Raw genomic sequence first — 20,391 nt, forward strand, 5'->3', positions numbered from 1 at the left:
AGTGAAATCAAAATGAAGACGTGGATATTTACAGGCATCTGTGATAAGAGCGACATGCTCCTCTACATGTGCAAAATATTAGCTAATGGAGACAACCGGGTACTGCTTGTGGATGGTGCGATGGATGCGAAGTACAAACATTGCATAGGCGTGATACATCCGCAGCTGCCGGTTATGGAGTTTGCCGGATTCGACGTGGCAACCGGATTTGAGAACTATACGTCGCTGATGGACTATCTGGAAGAAACAGAGGAGAAGAAGTATGACTATATCATCATGGACGTGGAGAAGTCGGAATTTCTGGACAAGATGCAGTGGGATACAGCAGATGCCCATGTTTGGGTTAGCGGATTCGAGGTAACAGGACTGCGTAAGAGTACGGTCTTGCTTGATGAACTGAGAGCCGCAAGAACTGATGATCCGATGCCGCCTTTCCATCGGGTATATGTTCAGGTCATTGAAGATTTGATGGATGAAACCTACATTGAAGGCTATCTGGAAGACAGCCGGATTCAGTGGCTGGGTCCGCCCGTAAAAATGCCATGGGATGAATTGTTTTTCGCTTTGAAAATAAAAAATGAACATGCAGGGAGACTGGGCATCAAGCCATTGTCCAGACAGTATAAACGATCGCTTACCGAACTTCTCCGCAGGTTAACGGAAATGGAGCACCGGCATATTCGCCGGGCACTTCGGCAAGCAGGAAGGAGGCATGCATGAGTCTGATTGCTGTATGGAGTCCCTTGATGAGCGGCAGCGGCAGTACGATGTTAGCCTCGAGTTTACCTATCGTATTGGCGTTCGAATATCAGGTCAAAGTGCTGCTCGCCCATGGTGGACATGCTGGGGAACGAGTAGAACAAGCCTTTACCTATAAGCAGGAATCATTAGATTATATGACGGCTTTTCAAGATACCGGAATGGATGCCTTGGAACGGCTTAGTACAAGCGGGAGACTGAACCCGGAGAATGTACGTAATTATACCTTGCCGCTCCTGTCTGATCGGCTCGATCTTTTATGTGGACCGAAACCCATGTCCGCCGATGATATACATGCCGCAAGAAGTGGGGGGGACGGGAAACAGGCTGAACTTATGACCAGAGTTATGGAGTCCTCCAAGCGAAGTTACGACGTCACGATAGCCGATGCAGGCAATGGAGCCCCTGGAGCGGCAGATTGTGCGATACTTCGAGCGGCAGACTTAATCGTGGTTGGATTGAATCAGAATATGCATGTCCTGGAGAGTGAGCTTAACCAGGTGAAGCTGCCCCCTGAAGTGAAGGACAAGGAATGCTTGTACATCGTCGGCAAATATGACCGGGAGAGCCATTGTACACTGCAAAATATCAAGCGCCGATTTGGCATCAAAGCGATGGTACTTGGTGTCCCGTATTGTTCCGGTATGACGGATGCATGGAATATGCGCTCAGTTATGCCCTACATGCAGCGAAGTCGAGGAGGCGCTGACCTCAAACGCATGAGCCCACTATATGATGCTGTTCGTAATCTGGCGGATGCCGCGGCTGAACACCTTGGTCTTCCTTCCGGCGGTTCGAAAGCGGGAGGCCTGCATGCTCTTGGGTAATTCCTTGAATACGATATGGATCATCGTCATGATTTTGTTTGGATTGCTGTTTGTATATCTGCGTTATTTGGATACCCGAAAGCCGGCGGCTACGATTTCACGGAGATCCGACCCATATTCGCTAGAAGCAATGACTGCGTTTGTTAAAGATAGTCTTCATCAGCTGACGCACAGCCAGTTATCTGATTTAGGGCTACACGAGGAGGAGTATCGCCGGAGGCTGAACAAGCGAAGTGAATTGCGAAGTGCTCTCAAGGGCTGCGTATCCGGAGATGTGCTGGATAAAGCCTATGTAAAGGACTTTTTAAAACAGCTGCTGGTCCGAGATCTGGGTTTGAACGAGTCCAACATTCATGCAGCCATTCCGTTCGAAAACCTGACCGAGTTAACAGCCCAGGATCAATTCGAGATCATATTATACCTGTATAAGCAGAGGCATGGGGAGGATGCTTTATCCGTACTTCTTGAAACCTACGATCTTGCAGGTCCGCGCGTGATACCTGGTTACGGAGAGGGCAGCGTGTATGCGGTTACCGCGGAGGACATCGCATATATCTATGAGTCAGAGCAGCGACCGCTCTTGTTTCAGGAGAAGCTTGACATCGTCGTCCAGCGCATTTATCAGCAGTACAAAGGCTTTTCCGTTGTGGATGAAATCAGGGATCAACGGATCGACGGGATCAGTGGCGGGGTTAGTGGCATTCCTGTCAACAGTGACAGCAGACAGGATATCTTTCACACCCAGGATGAGTTCTTGGGGCTAAGTTTTTCGCATCCCGAATCGCCAGCAACAGGCTGTGAGAGTGTATGGATTTTTTATCGAGGGGTGTCGCTGCATCTAGCTTTTTTATCGTTTGGTTCGATGCTGGAATTGAAGAGGGTATGTCAAAACATATACAAGTACAATCATCCCGGGCAGCTTTCAGAAGCTAGCGGTTATAAAGTGAATGAGATGAAGGATGGCTCCAGGGTCGTTGTGGTCCGGCCACCATTTGCCGAGTCCTGGGCGTTCTTTGTTCGCAAGTTTGATCTGCCCAAGGCTTCGCTTGATCAGTTAATTACGGGAAACGGCTCGGAATTGGTAATCGGTTTGTTGAGGTATTTAATGAAAGGCAGCCGGATTACGGCAATCACCGGTGCTCAGGGTTCCGGAAAAACAACCCTGCTCATGGCGATGGTTGGTCATATTTATGCGTCTTATACCCTTCGGGTTCAGGAGATGGCCTTTGAGCTGCATTTAAGGAAAATCTATAGCCGCAGGAACATTCTCAGCTTCAGGGAAACCGAGCATATTAGTGGGCAGGCCGGTCTGGATCTGCAGAAGAAGACGGACGGTACAGTTAATATTCTTGGTGAGGTTGCCAGCGACGAGGTAGCGTCATGGATGATACAGATGTCTCAAGTGGCAAGTTTGTTTACCGTGTTTACCCATCATGCCAAGACATTCAAAGACCTTGTACAATCCTTGCGCAACTCCCTGCTCAAGAGCGGCGTTTTCAGGCAAGAGCATATTGCTGAGCAGCAGGTGGTCAGCGTGATCAACTTTGATATACATCTAAGAAGAGACGCTTACGGTAACCGTTACATAGAGCGTATTACGGAGTGCATCCCGGTTGAGAAGGGATCCCTGCCACCATTCGAGGGAACTTCAGAAAACAGCTGGAAGAGCAGCGTGGAGCAGTATTTTCAGTTAAGTGCAGAACATATGCGGAGATTGAACGAGGTAAGTTATTTCGAATCCCGTAATGTGATTGAATATCGGGACGGGACCTATATCGCTGCCGCCAAGTTATCCGAATGCAGTGTTCGCGAAATGACGGAGCAGATGCATCCGGAAGATGCCGAAGAATTCAGAATGTTTCTGGCTTCAGGGTGGGGGAATCAAAGTGACCTCTAAAGATGTGTTGATACTGATTTTAATCATATCCCTGGCGCTGTTTTCCATCACGTTCGGTATCGTGTCGTGCATGAGCAGAAGACGAGGGTATCGTGAGGAAACGGCCGTAAAGGTGGGCGCGGGCGAGGTAAGATCACTGCGCGGGATGTACCGGCAATGGTTTCAATTGGCCTATATGTATGGGATGAAGCTCCCGATAATCCAAGCCTATCTTAAACGGATCAGACAGCGAATCACGATCTTGCATCCCTACGACGAAATATCACTCCGGTTTGAAACAGTGAGATTAGCCTTCGCGATTACCGGCACGATCGGTTTTACCGCCATGCTCCTTATATGGAGTCATCCGGACCCGGGGTTTATTGTCATTGTTATTCTCGCAGCAGTGGTTATTAACAATATGCTCGTTGAGATGTTCATTAACCGACTGGAACGAAGAATCCTTATCCAATCGGTAGAATTGTTCTCCTCGGTCCGCCATCACTATCAGCAGCATGGAATGGTAGAGGAAGCTTTGTACGAAGGGGCTGAGACTTCAGGACATGAAATCTCTATGCATGCTCATCGGATCTACAATGCCTTGGTATCAAACGATCCTGATGACGAGCTGGAGAGGTATTATGAGGTAGCGCCGAACCGATATCTTAAAGCGTTTGCGGGCATTTCACATCTTGTCATGGAGTTTGGCGATCATGCGAGAAAACAGGGCTCCATCTATCTGCATGGACTAAGCGGATTGACCAAGGAGATCCAATTGGAAATATTGCGCAGAGACAAGCTGGATTATTTAATGAAGGGCTTGAATGTGATTGCGTTGGCTCCGGTCTTTTTCACCAAACCGATTGAACGCTGGGCCAGAAGCAGTTTTCCGTCGATGGACGAGTTTTATATGAGCAAGCTCGGTTTTATGACCAAGATATCGATTTATGTTATTATTCTCATTTCTTACATCCTGCTTCAGAAGCTTCAGCAAAATCGGGAAACGGACTACCGCGCAGAGGTTCAGAAGATGAACTTGGAAGAAAGGATGTACCGGATTCCTATGATACGCTGGCTTGTGAAGGTGATGGCTCCAACACCTGGTACGGTGAAATATGACAGGCAGGTGCGGTTACTAAAGGAAAGCAACGCGCGAATCAAGTTCGAATGGCTCTATATCAGAAGAATGACGTTCTTTTTCCTGGCTTTGTTCCTGTCGTTATCGCTGGCAATAGGCCTGCATGTGCAGGTTAAACATCATCTGCTGTATGCCCCCGTTTCCTTGAACCCTTCTCTGTTCGGCCAGATGAATAAGATCGAGCGTCAGCAGGCAGAGGAAACGGTTGAGCGCGATCGGCTGCTTATGGAACAATTGCATATGTCGCCGGATGTAACCGATGATCAGGTCAAGCAGATGATTAATGAGACAGAACCTACTCCATTGACCAAGGAACAAGTTGAGATCACAACTGATCGAATTATGACCAAACTGCAGCGCTATGATAGCGAGTATTTGAAATGGTGGGAGTTGCTCCTATCCTTTCTGGCAGGTGTGACTGCATATGCGGCGCCATTATGGCTGCTGCATTTTCACCGGAAAGTACGCAATATGGAAATGCGGCATGAAATTTATCAGTTTCAGACAGTCATATCCATACTGCGCGGAATGGAGCGTATCTCGGTTGAGGCCATCTTAGAATGGTTAAATCGGTTTGCAGTTATTTTTAAGATTCCCATTCAAAAAAGCTTGCTTCATTACGAACATGGCGCACAGTTGGCATTGCTGGAGCTGAAGGAAGACGTCTGGTTTCCTGAATTTCAGCGGCTGGTGGACAAGCTGCTGCTTGCGGTAGATAAAGTACCGATCAAGGATGTTTTTGATGACCTCGATGGAGAAATGGTATTCAGTTTCGAGCAGCGCAAGCAGGAGTATGAAGCGATGATCGACACGAAGGCCGCATGGGGGCGAATGATCGGTTTTACTCCGATGTATGCGCTGATCTTTATGTATCTTGTCATCCCGCTAATCGGCATGAGTTTCTCCCAAATGGAAACGTACTATGAGCACATTCAACGGTTATAACGATACAAGGATTGTCAACGCGGAATTATATCCATAGGTTCAAATAATAAATGAGAGAATGAGGGGGATTTCAATGAATAATGCATCATCCGCTTTAAAGGTTGCGGCAGGTATATTTCTGACCATTGCTTTGATTACCATTGTGGTTATTTTGTTCATTTCGGCGCAGGAGGCAACCAAAACTGCTCAGAACAATTTTTCGGATATTCAGACAGAGCTGTCCCAGGCAGCATTTACCGTGTATGACGGAACAACAATCAGCGGTTCTCAGGTGACGAACGCACTGCGCAAATACAAGGACAAGGATCAATTCGGCGTTTTCATAGCAACAGGGAAAAATAAAGCAGGGCAATGGTACGGCAATGTATTGGAGAAGGACGGTTCGATTCTCAATCCGGATTCAAGACAAGGGAATATCGATTTCGTTATGGATGAGAAAAGCCCAGAATACGTCAATCCAAGCGGAAAATTTAAGGCCACCATCGTTAAGGATGATTCCAACGTGATCAGAGGCATCAAATTCGATCAATAGTTCTGAACAGAAAGGTGACTTGCCTTGCGTGAACAAACCATAAGCGCACTTGAATTGGCAGCAGGGGTGGCATTATTTCTTGGCGCTGTCCTGTATGCATTCCATATTCAGACGATGGTGGATGGCGGTATATCAGCCGCTGGCAGAATGACTCAGGAGCAGCATGCTGGTGTGATCACCGTAGAGATGACAAACGAGATCAGGAAGCTGACTTATAAGGGAAGCGAAGTATTATTCACGCTGCGAGAGGTTCAAGCTGGCGGCTTCGATATGTATGTGGATGGTGTAAGATTCCGATCCGGAAGTAATCCGGAGGAGCTGGATCTTTCGGTCATTGATACGAACGCCCGTTATGATGCGGAGTACGTTCGGAGAATCGATGGATTCGTGGAGAGCATCCAGTTTGTTAAAGTGAGGTAACAACAATGTCAAACTCGGTTTCGAAATGGTTTGCTGCCTTTCTGGCGCTTCTTTTGCTGTATTTGGTTCCCGCAGGGGAGATGGCCAGAAGACAGGATGATCTGTCACGGCTCGTTGTTTATCAATCCGTCACCAAATTCGTGGACAGTGTTCGTACGAAGGGGTATATTACCCCGATCATGTACATGACTTCCTGCAAGAGCTGGCAGCTACCGGGAACATTTACAATGTGGAGATGGAGCATCATCACAAGAAGTACCACCCCGAATATGCCGATCCTTCAGATCCTGGAACATTCCTGAATCGCTACTCCGTCGTATATGATGCTTATTATCAGGAAGATGTTATGGACTATCTATTCCCGGAGTCGAATGTTGATAAAAACGATGACAGTCGCCGATACCGTCTAACGGCCGGTGATCACTTCCAGGTAAATGTCAGTACGTTGAATCGAACGCCCGGACTGATCATGTTCGATGCGCTGACGGGATCAAATTCAGGTGGAAAAGCAGCAATCGCATTCCCTTACGGAGGCTTGGTTCTGAATGAAGATTACTGATCTTGCCATCGTATTTACCGCCGTGTTTTTCCCCATGTTTCTCATCCTGGGCATGCGTGCTGAGAGTCTGGAGGATGTTCGGTACGTAGAGATGAAATACTCGGCTGCTCTGCGCACTGCCGTCCAAGACGGCGGGATGATGCTGAACGAGAATGAGACCCAGGACAAAGAGTCGGCATATGATTCTTTAAAGTTTATGCGTGCGGACAAAGAGCGGGCGCTGGAGTCCTTTTCCCGGACGTTGTACATCAATATGGGGATCGCGGATGATCCGGCTGCGCAGAATGCCCTGTGGTGGTACATACCTGCCATCGTGGTTCTGGATTATGACGGGTATTATATGTATGTTTCGCAAACCTTCACCAACGCGTATGGGGAGGAGCTCATAGAACACAGATGGACACCCAAAATTCCTTATGCCTGGAATGATGGCAGGGGCAACAGCCTCCAGTTTACATTGGATTCCTTCGTACAGGTACATGAATCAGGTGGAGGTTCCTCCCTCTGGCACTCTGGCTTTCGAGAGGATCTGGCCGGCAGGACGGGTGTAGCTTTGCTGGAAGATAAGGATATGTTCGAACAAGTCAGGCGAATCACGATTGTGAATGCCGTTCAAGATCATCTTGCATATTACATACAGCGGCACAACCAAATGGCGCTCCGGAACGGAATATCCTATACGTTCGCGCTTCCGTTGATATCCCAGGAAGAGTGGGTGAATACGATTGATGATATCGGTATGATGGCGTTTATTCAAGGCATTCCCATGGGCGATCAGTATCATAATAATTATGCACTTGGAGGCGGCAGACTCGTTAAAGCCCCGGTCTATTTCGGAGGGGTGGATAGCAGGGGACTCAAATATTATTATCGTGATGTCTGCCAATACAACTATCGCGTGGAAGAAGTGTTTCCGAGGGCCAAGGAGGCAGCGGCCGCCGGTTATCAGGAGAAAAGCTGTTCCAATCCCGGTGTCCCCTAATCCCTGAAAGTTATGGTTTCTGCCGGACTCCATGATGTGATACAATAAACTCTTGACTGTGTATATTTCGCTAAATTAACATGAAATAAGTTCATTTTATACAGACAGGAGTTACTATAGCCATGAGTTTATTGACTGTAGAGAACGTATCGCATAATTTCGGGGAACGTACTCTATTTAAGAATGTATCCTTTCGTTTGTTGGCAGGCGAACACGTTGGTTTGGTTGGAGCAAACGGCGTAGGCAAATCAACACTAATGAATATTTTGACCGGGCAGCTGTTGAAAGACAGCGGCAAGGTGGAGTGGACACCGAAAATCCGGTACGGATACCTGGATCAGCATACCAAGCTGACACCCGGCAAAACGGTTCGCGATGTACTGAAGGATGCCTTCCTGCCCCTGCTGGAGCTGGAAAAGGAAATGTTGGAGATCACCAATAAGATGAGTGATGCTTCTCCTGAAGAGTTGGAGCTGCTGCTCGAGCAAATGGGTGAAATTCAGGAGCAGCTGGATATTGGGGATTTCTACATGTTGGACGTAAAGGTTGAAGAGATGGCGAATGGTCTTGGGTTATCCGTCATTGGCCTGGATCGCGATGTTGCGACGTTAAGCGGGGGACAGCGTACCAAAGTATTGCTTGCGAAGCTTCTTCTGGAGAAGCCGAACGTACTGTTATTGGACGAGCCCACCAACTATCTGGATGTTGAGCATATTGAATGGCTCACTCAATATTTGAAGCAATACCCATATGCTTTCATTTTGATATCCCATGATACGGAATTTATGAACCAGGTGGTGGATGTGATCTATCATTTGGAATTTGCGAAGTTAACTCGCTATACAGCAAACTACGAGAAGTTCCTGGAAATGGCCGATATCAATAAGAACCAGCATATCGATGCTTACGAGAAGCAGCAGGAGTTCATCAAGAAACAGGAAGACTTCATTCAGCGGAACAAGGCCCGTTATTCCACCTCTGGCCGAGCGAAGAGCCGGGAGAAGCAGCTCGATCGTATGGAGCGGATTGACCGCCCGGAGGAAGCGGCTAAACCTGTGTTTAACTTCAAGGAATCCCGTGCCAGCGGTAAAACGGTATTCGAGGGAATAGACTTTGAGATCGGATACGATCGACCATTGCTCCCCAAAATGAATATCCTCATCGAGCGAGGAGAGAAAATTGCCATTGTAGGCTGTAATGGCGTAGGTAAATCAACGCTGCTGAAGACCATATTAGGCAAAATCCCGGCGCTCTCCGGGAAGACGTATCAAGGGGATTTCCTAGTGCCTGCTTATTTTGAGCAGGAAGTACGTCCAGGGAATATTACGCCGATTGATGATGTGTGGAACGAATTTTCACATTTGAACCAGCACGAGGTTCGTGCAGCGCTTGCACGCTGCGGACTCAAAAACGAGCATATTACCCGTCCAATGAAGGCACTGAGTGGCGGGGAGCAAGCCAAGGTCCGTCTGTGTAAACTTCTGATGCGCGAAAGCAACTGGATTCTGTTTGACGAACCGACCAATCACCTTGATGTTGTGGCTAAGGAGGAACTAAGACGTGCTTTGAAAGAATATAAAGGCACGATCCTGCTGGTTTCCCACGAACCTGAGTTTTACGAGGATTGGGTGACCAAGATCTGGAACGTCGAAGATTGGTCCAATCAGAATTCCTGATTATCAGAATCATAATCCTGCTCTCTGCCAGGATATATCAAATCTTAATAAGAATGAGTTTATTAGTTTCATAAGGGGGATGGGCAAATTGCTGCCTGTCCTCCTTTGGTATATCCGGCAAATGGGGCGTACGGAAATGGTTTATGGAGGAAGCGCATTTGTGATATGCTAGAAATAACCTGAAACGAACGGAGGAGATGCGGATGGAAGACATGGACTTATCCATCGGGGCATTATTATATGAAGGGGATTCGCATCCTTAGCCCCATGACCTGTGTAATTCCCTTCTGAAGGGAGTCGTATTAAATGAATTCGGAAAACAACTCAAATCAGGGAGAAGACGTCATACTCTCTCGCGAGAAGTCGGTTGTACGGCGGGGCCAGATTGTGTACCGACCATCCGGAGCCTGGACTCCGGCTGTACACTCTTTGTTGAGACACCTGAGGCAATCAGGGTTTACCTCGATACCGGAAATTATAGGCTCAGGATGTAATGAGAAAGACCAAGAGATGTTAAGTTATATCGAAGGCGAATTTGTTCATCCCGGACCATGGAGCGACGAAGGTATCATCGAGGTAGGACAATTGTTGCGTCGGCTTCATGACGCTTCGGCTACATTTAATCCGCAACCCGGGATGGTCTGGAAACCGTGGTTCCTGCGAGAACTGGGTGATACCCGGGTGGTATACAGCCATGGTGATATGGCTCCTTGGAACATGGTTACCCGTGATGGGATGCCGATTGCACTAATTGACTGGGAATACGCCGGACCTGTACATCCACTTGTTGAACTAGCCCGCGTATGTTGGCTCTTTCCTCAGCTGCATGATGATGATGTAGCTGAACGGGTTGGTTTGCCAAACGCAGAGGTTCGTGCAAGGCAGCTCCGTCTATTGGTTGACGCATATGGCGTCGATCCAGCTAGTAGGGCTGCCCTCTTTGATTTGATCGTGGAGGTGGTCGTTCGGGAAACGGCAGAGGAAGCGATTGAGCTGCAGGTCACGCCGGAAACGGAAGGCGTTCTGTGGGGATTGGCCTGGAGGGCGCGGAGTGCGGCCTGGATTCTGCGTCATCGCGCTATACTGGAGAAGGCGTTGAATACTAGGTTGTATTAGGTTGAAATAGTTAAACAGCCCATCCTCTTCGTGGGATGGTTTTTTTTAATCATGGGTCATCGTCTAAAAACTTCATGAAGTCTTCTTTTATTTAGAAGATTTGCAGATATTGATCGGAGGAAAATTCATGTCTGGTTTAAGCGATAACAGGGAGGAAGTAAATCGTACGTTGCCTCTCTTCATGGCCGCCTCGGAGTCCACGGACCGTGGTGTAACAGTTCATATGGAACGAGAGGATCGGTATTCTAGGCAAGAGCGGTTTACGCCATTTGGAAAAGAAGGCCAGCTTCGCCTCCGGGACAGTCACGTGCTTGTTCTTGGAGCTGGTGCGCTGGGAAGCGCCGTAGCGGAAACTTTGGTTCGCGCAGGTGTCGGGCATGTAACTATCGTGGATCGGGATTACGTGGAATGGAGCAATCTGCAGCGTCAGCAGCTGTTTACCGAACAGGACGCGATCGATCGATTGCCGAAGGCCGTAGCAGCGGCCAAGCGGTTATCCGAAATTAATTCAGACGGTATCGTGGATGGTATCGTTATGGATGTACGTGCGCAGGAACTGGCGGTACTCTGTCAAGGCGTTGATTTAATGATGGACGCTACCGATAATTTCGGAACCCGGCTGATCCTGAACGATATCGGATATAAGCATGGAATCCCGTGGATATACGGAGGCTGCGTCGGAAGCTCAGGAATGAGTTACACATTCTTGCCGGGAGAGACGCCATGCTTGAACTGTTTGCTAGGAACGATTCCCTTGGGCGGTGACACCTGCGACATTAACGGAATTCTTCCTCAAGCGGTACAGATGGTCGCTGCTCATCAAACGATGGAAGCGATGAAGCTTTTATCGGGACACCGACATGTTCTTAGAAAAAAGATGCTGTCATTCGACTTATGGCGTAATGAACGGGTGGAGTTTGGCGTAGACCGAGCGAAGCAATCAGACTGCCCCACATGCGGTGAGCATCCGAAATATCCTTATTTGACGGCTGAACTTGCTGATAAAAGCGAAGTGTTGTGCGGTAGGGATACGGTACAGATCAGGCCTGCCAGCCCCATGCAGCTTCAGCTGGATGAAATGGCCGATCGATTGAACAGGCTTCATCAAGGAAAAGCAACCGTAACGCCGTATATGATCATCTATCAGGTGACTCCGCATCGTTTGGTTATATTCCGGGACGGGAGAACCCTGGTACATGGCACATCGGATATCGCTAAGGCCAGGTCGCTGTATAATCAATACGTTGGTGGTTAATCTGCGACAACTTGCGTTACTAATCTATATATCCGTCAGTTACAAAAGGAGGAGTCGCAAAAGACTCCTCCTTTTGATGTATAAGCCGGATTATTGCACGATCAATTGAAAACCGTTCTGAATGAAAAACCGATCCGGATGAGCGATATTTTGCGTTGTCAGATTGTTAAATGTTGCCGACCCATTGCCCGTATAGGTGTAAATCGCCGCACCAGGATGAGGATTCGAGAATCTTGAGGATGTAATCCCGTCAAGCCCTGTACCGTCAATATGGATGTTGTTAAATACGATGTTCTGAAAGCCGCCACCATAACCAAGCTGAACGGCACTGCGCTGGGTGTTCAAGATATCGATGTTGGTAAACGTGACATTGCGAATCGCATCATTCGATGCTTCCAGATCGATCGCGCCGCGCTCGCCATCGTACAGGTCTTTACTGGTTCCACTCCCCATGATCGTTGTATCGGAGAACAGAATGCCGGTATTGTTTTGGAAATGATACCCCGGGAACACGGTATTCATTCGAATACCAGATCCGCCTACGGTGTCAACAATCAGGTTGTGAGTAGCCTTATGACCACTTCCCCCAAAGAATGCAATGGCTGCCGCACGCCAATTATTTTCGATGGTATTATACGAGAAGGTGTTGTTAACGCCCGCAGGTGCGCCATTGACGTTACTCGTCCATACGGCGAGACCATCGTCTCCGTTATTTCGAATGCTGCTGTTACGAACAGTTGAATGGCTGGTTCCTTGGGCAAAATTGACCCCATCCGCCAGATTATTGCGGATCCGGCTGTTTTCAATGATTAGACCCTCCGCGATAATGGCTGGGGTATGCGCATAATCGCCTACCCAGAAGCCGCACTCAAAATGCTCGACCCACACATTGTGTATTTTGGAGTTGGTGCCGAAATTATCCATAAATCCCTTGTAGATTGCATTTTGATTATAACGTGACCGCAGATTTGAGTTGAGGTAGATATGGCTGAAGTCAAGCTGGCCCGTGATCCGAAGTGAAATCCCGCCAGAAGCGGCGTTCGGGTTGGTAAATTGAATGTTTGTATGCCAGATGCCTGCGCCCATAATCTTGATGTCATCCATCATATTCCCAACCGAACCGATCTTCCACATGTTGCCCAGATGGAATGTCCCTTCAGGAATGTATAAGGTTTTGCCGGTTGAAGCGGCAGCCTGCACAGCAGCTTCAAACGCCGGTAGGTCATCTTGGCCATCGTTTGGCGCTGCACCGAAATCCGTTACGGATACCGAGTTGGCCGGGCGGGCGATAGCCGTCGGTACCGGCTCGATTTCGATAAAATCAACGCCATATTCCAGGTTATCGGCATTGGACTTTTGAATCCGAATTTTGTCTCCCGGCTGGAGCGGCGTATCCATCTTCCAGTGTACTTCATCGAACCGGAAGAGAGGGCGTCCTCCCCCAGGCTCATCTGCAGGATGATCGCTGGAGAAATACTGCCAGCTGTAGTAGGAAGTCAATGGAACGGTTTTTTTCTTTGTGCCATTTACATACACGTCGAGTGAGCCAGTCAATCCCATGCCGTCGGGTGAGTCCGGCATCGTATAACGCATGGTTACGCCGGCCCCGCCTTCACCTGGCCGAACCGTCCATTCCAGATTGGACCCGTTGGAAGGAAGTGCTACATAACGTTGGCCGGATGCTTCCGATGCTGTGAGCGCTTGATCGAAAGTCGGTGCCGTCTTCAGCAGAGCCCCGCCGCTGCGTAATGCATCATCCGTATCGTATCGGGTATATGGCATGCTGGCGCCACGGGAGGAATATACCGTGAGATTGGCCTGGCTGACGTTGTTCTCCCGTTTGACGGGTACTTCGTTTGCATCGGGTGCCACGGTGGTTGTTAACGTGTAGCTGCCATTTTCCGCTGTCCATGTGCCCGGAATATGGACAGCGGCGGAGGAACCTGCAGCAAGCGCGCCATCATAACCACCGGTGAAGGTTTGAATCGTTGAACCGGCGGGATTTTTCAGAGCGACGGAAATCGCGTGGGATCCGCTTGCCGTGGCTTTGTTGCCCTGGTTCTTAAGATTAACGGTAAAGGCTACTGCATTCCCTGCGACAGGAGTGGCGGGTGACCATTGCACGGTTCCTATCAAATCAGAGCTTTCAACGCTACCAATAACCAGAGGGGTTGTATGCGAATAGCTGTTGTTTTCGTTATTCTGTTCCATGATTTCATTATCCTCATCGACCTTCGCACTGACGGAATAGGATCCAGCCGCTTTGGTTCCGGCTTGTAATGTTACCGTGGTGGATGCTCCTGCCGCAAGCGGACCTACCGGGGAGGAGCCTGCTTTAGCGCCATTCAGGTAAAAATTGACCGTCGTAGCCCCAGCTTCCACGTTCCCAATGTTTTTAACTGTAGTACTCAGTGTAATGTCATCGTTTTCAATCGGAGAAGAAGGAGTCCAGGACATATCCGTAATGGTCAGGTCCGGATTCTCGCCGGCTGTGCCGTACACTTCGAATTCCGCAATCTGCCCGGCCGGTGCGCCGGAATTGGACGTTATGTTCAATTGTAGGCGTTTAACGGTTGCCGTTACGGGAATCGTCACAAAGTTGCCGGACGCGGGATTGAACGCATATGACTGTGGCGATACCAAATTACTGAAATTCGTTGTGCTCTGGTCATGCCCGAGCACTTGTATGGTTTGGGTGCGCGAACTCCACGCCTGAGACGGATTGAGCTTCAGTACGATGGTGGTGATATCGTGATCGGTTCCCAAGTCGAGCGTCAGGGTGCTTGGATTGCTTCCGCCTTCCCAGTAGGTTTGGATGTCGTTGTCGTTAGCATGGGTTGCTGCATACGTGAAGGTGCTTGAGGAGGCTGTAATCGGTTTGCCGCTCGCGATGTTGTTACCCGTCGGAGGTGTTGGCGGGGAGACCGATGGTCCATAAATTTCAAACTCCGACAGCTGTGCTGCCGGCCAAGTCGTATTGTTGGTTACGGTCAGGCGAACATATCGCGTGCTTGCTTCGTCAAAATGGATAGTCACCGAGTTTCCTGCTGTAGACGGGTTGAATTCATAGTCGGCCGAGTCCACCATATTTGAGAATGTGGAACCGTTCGAGCTGCCCTGCACGGTTAGCGTTTGTGTCCGTGACTCCCAGGTGGCAGGAAGTTTAAGGACGATCCGGTTGATGCTGGTGTCAGCACCGAGATCGACTTGAATCCACTGCGGGAATGCATGATTCGTGCTTTCCCAGTATGAGCCCTGATTGCCATCGTTAACGTTAGCCGGCCCATAGGTTTGGGATTGACCACTTGCTGTTACAGCTTTGCCAAGCGAGAGGTTGGTTTCGCCTGCGGCTGAAACCGGTTCGGGCGGCCCTGCAGCCGTGCATACGATAGAAATCAGCATAGCCATGACAAGAGGCCATACCACGAGTTTGTTGCGCATGTTATTTTCCTCCTCCAAAGTGTGTTCACACCATACTTTCCTTTCCGATTGAACAAGCGGAATTTTGAAGATATCCCCCTTTCCTAATCCTTTATCCCATTATAAAAATAGCGTCGCATCGGAGATAAGATGTAATTCTACGGAAATCGTATGTGATCCCAGCATCTTTTCGAGTGAAAACAGGATGAATCAGACATACTTACATTATTAAGCGTTGAAAGCGGGGGGGAACCCGTGGAGAAAGTAATTTTGATCGCGGCAGACAATCAAGATCGGGTCCAGACCGTTATGGAGCTTTTAGAACAAGCGGGTTATAAGGTTAAACATGCCATGAATTATTCGGAGGTAGTCGCCGTTTTGCAGCGCTCAGGCCCAGACCTGCTGCTTATCGACAGCAGATTGCCGGGCATGAGCGAATTCAATCTCGTGGAGCGGTTGACAGGCAAAAGGGAACAGGTCCCGATCATCGTCATCGGAAATGACGGTTCTGATGAAGCCATTCAGGCATTGGAGGCAGGTGCCCATGACTATATCCCTAATGACAGAGATACAAGGGAGCTTTTGGCGCGTATTGCCAATTTTCTGAAACTATTTCAGACGGGTCGCATGGAACAGGAGGAAGTCATCCGAATCGGAGATCTGGTGATTGATCCTCTGAGCCGGAATGTATCCCGAGCAGAGGAAGCGATCGAGCTGACTCATCGCGAATATGATCTGCTGCTGTTTTTGGCTAGAAGGCAGGGCCAGGTATGCACGCGTGAGGATATATTAAAACAGGTATGGGATTACGATTTTCATACGGGCACCAACGTGGTAGATGTCTATATTCTTCATTTGAGAGAGAAAATCGATAGAGGGCGCAAACAAAAGCTGCTGCGTACGATTCGGGGGACCGGATATAAACTGCTATCGCAGGAAGAAATCAATGCTGCAAGCAAAAAAGACCGCCTTCCGTGAGGAAGACGGTCTTTGATATAATTCCATAGTAACAATGGAGTGATTAAACTACAGTACGCGACGAGCTTTCAGGTAAGTTTTGCTCCAGTTGCCGGACAGACTGGAGATTGTTACGCCAGGCTTGCCGTAAGTGTGCAAAATTTTGTTGTTACCCATATATACGGCAACGTGAGTCACGTTTCGGCCATTTGCACGGCTTCCGCTCGAGAAGAATACCAAATCGCCGGCTTTCAGGTTCGATTTCGATACCGCTTTACCCACTTTGGATTGTGCAGCAGATGTACGAGGCAGATTCACACCGTATTTTTTGAAGATATGCTTCATAAAGGAAGAGCAATCAAATACTCTTGTAGTGGATGTGGATGCTCCGAATTTATAAGGTGTTCCCATATATTGTTTACCGAAGTTAACGACTCGAGTTCCTGTGCTTACCGATGCTGCTTCTACAGGAGCCGGTGGTGCAACAGTAAGAACTGCTCCTACACCCAAAGTTGCGCTCAAGCTGATTACTACGGCCTTCTTAATCCAATGCTGTCGATTCATGTTGTTATTACCTCCAAGCAGTTTTGTTTTTTGCGATGAACCGAGTATATCAGATTTGAAACCGACTATATTTTGGTTAATCGGCGCAAACCCTTGGGCCGCATGAAATGAAAGCGGATTATTAAAATATGATTAAAAGTTACAAAATATTAAGAAATGGGTACGGACGATGAGTTGAAAACGAGAAAAAACCCTTGATATACAAGGGTTTTTAACGATGAATTTGATTGTTAACATGACCGTACCAAAGATGACAAAATAGTAACGATTAGTGATCCTTGCTCTGAATAATAAGGAGCAGACCGCCTTCGATCCGGACCGTCCCTTTGTCCTCGGCCAGCTTATTGCTAACACCAAGAGACTGCCCTAATCGCAAAGTGGCATCGTGGAGCGGGTACTCGAATCCTTCGAGATGGATCCCGGTAACTTCCGTAGTCAACGGCAGGAGGGAGACATATGTAAACCCTTTGTTCTCGACAATGCAGCTGGAGCCTGTCAGGGTAATAAAATTGTTCTCATCTAATATAGAACACGGGATATGATGCTGGAGTCCACGAATCAGCATGTGGATATTAGCCAGCGTGTGATCCAGGCGCGTGCCCGTAGCTCCCAGAATCATGATGGATCCGGGGGAATGCTCCAGTGCCAGTTCGAAGGCAAGCTCGGTGTCGGTTAAATTTTTATCGATGGGATCACAGTCAATCACCTTGCCGCTCATGGATCGTACTCGATCCATTTGGTCTGGCGAAATGGAGTCGAAATCTCCAACGGACAGGTCCGGTTTGATTCCATGTTCAATCAGGTAGAGGGCTCCGCGATCAGCCCCTATAATGAAGTCCCCGTTTTGAACCTCATCCAGGAATCGTGGTGACAACTCCCCACCTGTAAAGATCAGGACGCGAGTATGGTTCATATAAATTCCTCCTTTTTCGAGAGAATTGTCATTGTATTCTAGTATAGAGCAGTTTTCATGCTTGCACAATTTTAATAGGCACGGCTACAATGTAGTATGTAAATTGACGGGGGAGCGGGGGAACTGAATTTTGGACATGCATGTGTTTGACGTATTCAGTATCATTGGCACCATTGCGTTTGCCATGTCCGGAGCTTTTGTAGCTATGGAAGAGGAATACGATATTTTGGGGGTTGTGGTTCTGGGTCTAGTCACAGCCTTCGGCGGGGGTATTATAAGAAACGTACTCATCGGCGTGCCGGTTACCACCCTGTGGGGACAGGGCGATTTAATCATGCTCGCGATGATTTCGGTATTTGTAGCGTTTGTGCTGCCGCTCGGTTTGATCCAGCACTGGAAGAAAACGGAGGCTCTGTTCGATGCGATCGGATTATCTGCCTTTGCAATTCAAGGGGCTTTATATGCTACGCAAATGAATCACCCCATGAGCGCGGTGATTGTGGCTGCCGTGCTTACCGGAAGCGGCGGGGGGATGGTCCGTGATTTATTGGCTGGACGGAAACCGCTGGTGCTGCGTGATGAGATCTATGCGGTTTGGGCCATGATAGCAGGAGTCGCCATCGGCCTTGGTGTAGCCACCAAGACATGGGAACTGCTTACTTTGTTTGTTGTGGTGATCGTGTTCCGGATGCTGTCCGTGCTTTATAAATGGAGGTTGCCTAGAAGGTCGCTGCACGAGGGCCATCCTGCGGCAGCCAATGGAAAAAAAGTCAGTTCGGGATAATGGAAGGTAGGCAACGTCATTCATGAGTATGAAATTTTTCGTGAAATGACGATTAAGAATAGCGTGAAGGAGAGAGGACCATGGTATCCGTTTTGTTTGTATGTTTGGGCAATATTTGCCGATCGCCGATGGCGGAAGCGGTGCTGCGACATAAAATTGTACAGCGTGGACTGCAGGATAAGATAAGCGTGGATTCAGCCGGCACAGGAGATTGGCATATCGGAAACGTTCCCCATGAAGGAACCCGGAAGCTGCTGGACAGCTGGCAAATCAGCTACGAAGGTATGGTCGCTCGCAAAGTGGAAAGCCAGGACCTCGTCAAGTTCGATTACGTCATCGGCATGGATGATTCGAATGTGGCGAATTTGCGCAAGCTAGCGGGAGGCGACCATGCCGCGATTCTGAAGTTTATGGATTTGCTGCCGGATGAAAAGCTGCGCGAGGTGCCGGATCCGTATTTCACTGGAAATTTTGATGAAGTGTACCGTCTTATTGATGCGGGGTGTGACATCTTACTGGACAAAATCATGAAAGAAAAGCTATAATCGATTCGAACAAGCGGTGAGTCAACCGCTTTTTTGACGAAAATAATTGAAAGCGATACCAAGAAGAACGGGCTGCTGAACATAAAAGATGAACAATGCACATTCCATAAAAAATGCGCGGTTGTTCATCTTTTTTTGAAGTGAAGCAAAGGGCATATAGCTTGCGCTTACTTTGCTTCACGGGTATTCTTTTTTTGCCAACTGCTTTCAAGCGTAACGCGTAAGGTCCGGGTGGGACAGGCAAAGAATTTTGCTGTAACAGGTCATTTAAATAGCCAATGGATTTTGCCAATCAATCGATTAGCCCAGGAAGTACATAAGAGCAGCAGGGAGCTCTTTTTGCCAGAAGCCCCAAAGGTGGCGGCCGTCTTTTTCAAGATAAGATATTGTGGCACCCCGTTCTTCCAGCAATGCCTTTGTTGCACGATTCAATTCAACGAAGTTATAGACACCTGTATCGGTTGCATAGTTGTCTTCTTGCAAGCCTACAATCATATAGATGTCGAGCCAGGACAAATCCGGTTCTTCCCTGATCATATGCTGGGACTTCTCATAGAAGGCGCCGGACAAGCTGATGATTCGGGTGAAGAGATGCGGGTAACGCAAGGCCAGATGCACGGAGACACTTCCGCCAAGGGAGTCGCCGGCGAGTACTCTTTCGGCAGGCTCTTTGCGCACAGGATATTTTTGTTCTACGAAGGGAATAATCTCTTCGGCGAAGCAGGACAGATAAGCGTCGAAACGGTTGCCGAATGGCGCGTATTCCTCGGTGCGAACTTTGGTGTTCACTTCCACGCCTACAATGATAAACGGCTCCACGCCTTCTTCGAGAATGAGCTGATTGGCCCAAGTCGCAATGCGGCCAAAATTGAAAAATTCCTCTCCATCCTGACAGTAAACAACGGGATAGCTGAGAATTTCATTGTATCCGGGAGGAAGGTAAATGCGCAGCGTTCGATTCTCCTGCAGAAACTGGCTTTCAATTACTTCTTTTACGATGGTTCGCTTCAATAAACGTTCATTCGTCATCATTCGTCACCTTTTTCGGGTTAGTTTTTGAAATGCGGTAAACAATAAGTTAAAATTACCCTGACATGTTGAAGTTGGCTGCTGTTCTATGATG

At 48.4% G+C, this 20,391-nt stretch carries 17 protein-coding genes and 1 pseudogene; 14 read left to right on the top strand and 4 right to left on the bottom strand.

All coding sequences use genetic code 11. From position 1 onward, the window contains the following. Positions 1 to 12 precede the first annotated feature (12 nt). The 11 genes and pseudogenes from OHJ21_RS04315 to OHJ21_RS04365 all read left to right on the top strand — a co-directional run bounded on the left by OHJ21_RS04315 (position 13) and on the right by OHJ21_RS04365 (position 12,085). Complete coding sequence (locus OHJ21_RS04315; protein ID WP_100536472.1) at positions 13 to 720, top strand: hypothetical protein; 708 nt, start codon at positions 13 to 15, stop codon at positions 718 to 720. Next, the gene (locus OHJ21_RS04320) at positions 717 to 1,586 is read left to right on the top strand and encodes a CpaE/TadZ family protein (protein WP_100536473.1); all 870 of its coding nucleotides are present in this window, start codon (positions 717 to 719) and stop codon (positions 1,584 to 1,586) included. The genes OHJ21_RS04315 and OHJ21_RS04320 overlap by 4 nt, the downstream gene beginning before the upstream one ends. Then, complete coding sequence (locus OHJ21_RS04325; RefSeq protein ID WP_486020993.1) at positions 1,573 to 3,483, top strand: pilus assembly protein CpaF; 1,911 nt, start codon at positions 1,573 to 1,575, stop codon at positions 3,481 to 3,483. Before OHJ21_RS04320 ends, OHJ21_RS04325 begins: the two co-directional genes overlap by 14 nt. Then, positions 3,473 to 5,545, top strand: a complete 2,073-nt coding sequence (locus tag OHJ21_RS04330) for a hypothetical protein (protein ID WP_486019357.1) — start codon at positions 3,473 to 3,475, stop codon at positions 5,543 to 5,545. Before OHJ21_RS04325 ends, OHJ21_RS04330 begins: the two co-directional genes overlap by 11 nt. A 73-nt stretch (positions 5,546 to 5,618) precedes the next feature. Continuing rightward, entirely contained in the window at positions 5,619 to 6,077 is a 459-nt protein-coding gene (locus OHJ21_RS04335) for an ABC transporter permease (RefSeq protein WP_100536476.1), read from the top strand. Positions 6,078 to 6,101: 24 nt separating this feature from the next. Continuing rightward, positions 6,102 to 6,497, top strand: coding sequence for a hypothetical protein (locus tag OHJ21_RS04340; RefSeq protein WP_486019358.1), 396 nt, complete (start codon positions 6,102 to 6,104; stop codon positions 6,495 to 6,497). Between the two features lie 5 nt (positions 6,498 to 6,502). Further along, positions 6,503 to 7,056 (top strand): annotated as a pseudogene (locus tag OHJ21_RS04345) (hypothetical protein). After that, positions 7,043 to 8,038, top strand: a complete 996-nt coding sequence (locus OHJ21_RS04350; protein WP_486019359.1) for a hypothetical protein — start codon at positions 7,043 to 7,045, stop codon at positions 8,036 to 8,038. Before OHJ21_RS04345 ends, OHJ21_RS04350 begins: the two are co-directional and overlap by 14 nt. Positions 8,039 to 8,160: 122 nt before the next feature. Then, positions 8,161 to 9,714, top strand: coding sequence for an ABC-F family ATP-binding cassette domain-containing protein (locus OHJ21_RS04355; protein ID WP_100536479.1), 1,554 nt, complete (start codon positions 8,161 to 8,163; stop codon positions 9,712 to 9,714). Between the two features lie 306 nt (positions 9,715 to 10,020). Continuing rightward, complete coding sequence (locus tag OHJ21_RS04360) at positions 10,021 to 10,830, top strand: aminoglycoside phosphotransferase family protein (RefSeq protein WP_486019360.1); 810 nt, start codon at positions 10,021 to 10,023, stop codon at positions 10,828 to 10,830. Positions 10,831 to 11,011: 181 nt separating this feature from the next. Beyond that, the gene (locus OHJ21_RS04365) at positions 11,012 to 12,085 is read left to right on the top strand and encodes a ThiF family adenylyltransferase (RefSeq protein ID WP_279300463.1); all 1,074 of its coding nucleotides are present in this window, start codon (positions 11,012 to 11,014) and stop codon (positions 12,083 to 12,085) included. Positions 12,086 to 12,175: 90 nt separating this feature from the next. Here the strand turns inward: OHJ21_RS04365 and OHJ21_RS04370 are convergent, their stop codons facing one another. After that, positions 12,176 to 15,526, bottom strand: a complete 3,351-nt coding sequence (locus tag OHJ21_RS04370) for a discoidin domain-containing protein (RefSeq protein WP_486019361.1) — start codon at positions 15,524 to 15,526, stop codon at positions 12,176 to 12,178. Between the two features lie 234 nt (positions 15,527 to 15,760). On the opposite strand from OHJ21_RS04370, the gene OHJ21_RS04375 reads away from it, so the two are divergent. Further along, complete coding sequence (locus OHJ21_RS04375; RefSeq protein WP_394056667.1) at positions 15,761 to 16,483, top strand: response regulator transcription factor; 723 nt, start codon at positions 15,761 to 15,763, stop codon at positions 16,481 to 16,483. A gap of 48 nt (positions 16,484 to 16,531) precedes the next feature. Here OHJ21_RS04375 and OHJ21_RS04380 read toward each other — a convergent pair whose 3' ends face one another. Both OHJ21_RS04380 and OHJ21_RS04385 read right to left on the bottom strand, forming a co-directional pair. Then, a complete protein-coding gene (locus OHJ21_RS04380; protein WP_100536484.1) occupies positions 16,532 to 17,026 on the bottom strand; it encodes a C40 family peptidase in 495 nt (164 codons plus the stop codon). Between the two features lie 268 nt (positions 17,027 to 17,294). Beyond that, on the bottom strand, positions 17,295 to 17,939 hold the full coding sequence (locus tag OHJ21_RS04385) for a thiamine diphosphokinase (protein ID WP_486019362.1): 645 nt from the start codon (positions 17,937 to 17,939) through the stop codon (positions 17,295 to 17,297). A gap of 136 nt (positions 17,940 to 18,075) precedes the next feature. On the opposite strand from OHJ21_RS04385, the gene OHJ21_RS04390 reads away from it, so the two are divergent. Then, positions 18,076 to 18,723: a trimeric intracellular cation channel family protein gene (locus tag OHJ21_RS04390; RefSeq protein WP_100539321.1), complete on the top strand. Its 648-nt coding sequence runs from the start codon at positions 18,076 to 18,078 to the stop codon at positions 18,721 to 18,723. 80 nt (positions 18,724 to 18,803) lie between these two features. Next, a complete protein-coding gene (locus tag OHJ21_RS04395) occupies positions 18,804 to 19,268 on the top strand; it encodes a low molecular weight protein-tyrosine-phosphatase (protein ID WP_100536486.1) in 465 nt (154 codons plus the stop codon). A 300-nt stretch (positions 19,269 to 19,568) separates the two neighbouring features. On the opposite strand, the gene OHJ21_RS04400 is transcribed toward OHJ21_RS04395, so the two are convergent. After that, positions 19,569 to 20,297, bottom strand: a complete 729-nt coding sequence (locus tag OHJ21_RS04400) for an alpha/beta hydrolase (protein ID WP_100536487.1) — start codon at positions 20,295 to 20,297, stop codon at positions 19,569 to 19,571. Between the last annotated feature and the right edge of the window lie 94 nt (positions 20,298 to 20,391).

This window comes from Virgibacillus sp. LDC1, assembly GCF_025792345.1.
Taxonomy (GTDB): domain Bacteria; phylum Bacillota; class Bacilli; order Paenibacillales; family Paenibacillaceae; genus Paenibacillus_AQ; species Paenibacillus_AQ lautus.

Excerpts from the sequence above, each read along its gene's own strand:
- OHJ21_RS04315 (WP_100536472.1), top strand. The coding sequence starts at position 13 with ATGAAGACGTGGATATTTACAGGCATCTGTGATAAGAGCGACATGCTC.
- OHJ21_RS04320 (WP_100536473.1), top strand. The coding sequence starts at position 717 with ATGAGTCTGATTGCTGTATGGAGTCCCTTGATGAGCGGCAGCGGCAGT.
- OHJ21_RS04325 (WP_486020993.1), top strand. The coding sequence starts at position 1,573 with ATGCTCTTGGGTAATTCCTTGAATACGATATGGATCATCGTCATGATT.
- OHJ21_RS04335 (WP_100536476.1), top strand. The coding sequence starts at position 5,619 with ATGAATAATGCATCATCCGCTTTAAAGGTTGCGGCAGGTATATTTCTG.
- OHJ21_RS04350 (WP_486019359.1), top strand. The coding sequence starts at position 7,043 with ATGAAGATTACTGATCTTGCCATCGTATTTACCGCCGTGTTTTTCCCC.
- OHJ21_RS04355 (WP_100536479.1), top strand. The coding sequence starts at position 8,161 with ATGAGTTTATTGACTGTAGAGAACGTATCGCATAATTTCGGGGAACGT.
- OHJ21_RS04360 (WP_486019360.1), top strand. The coding sequence starts at position 10,021 with ATGAATTCGGAAAACAACTCAAATCAGGGAGAAGACGTCATACTCTCT.
- OHJ21_RS04365 (WP_279300463.1), top strand. The coding sequence starts at position 11,012 with ATGGCCGCCTCGGAGTCCACGGACCGTGGTGTAACAGTTCATATGGAA.
- OHJ21_RS04370 (WP_486019361.1), bottom strand. The coding sequence starts at position 15,526 with ATGCGCAACAAACTCGTGGTATGGCCTCTTGTCATGGCTATGCTGATT.
- OHJ21_RS04380 (WP_100536484.1), bottom strand. The coding sequence starts at position 17,026 with ATGAATCGACAGCATTGGATTAAGAAGGCCGTAGTAATCAGCTTGAGC.
- OHJ21_RS04385 (WP_486019362.1), bottom strand. The coding sequence starts at position 17,939 with ATGAACCATACTCGCGTCCTGATCTTTACAGGTGGGGAGTTGTCACCA.
- OHJ21_RS04390 (WP_100539321.1), top strand. The coding sequence starts at position 18,076 with ATGCATGTGTTTGACGTATTCAGTATCATTGGCACCATTGCGTTTGCC.
- OHJ21_RS04395 (WP_100536486.1), top strand. The coding sequence starts at position 18,804 with ATGGTATCCGTTTTGTTTGTATGTTTGGGCAATATTTGCCGATCGCCG.
- OHJ21_RS04400 (WP_100536487.1), bottom strand. The coding sequence starts at position 20,297 with ATGACGAATGAACGTTTATTGAAGCGAACCATCGTAAAAGAAGTAATT.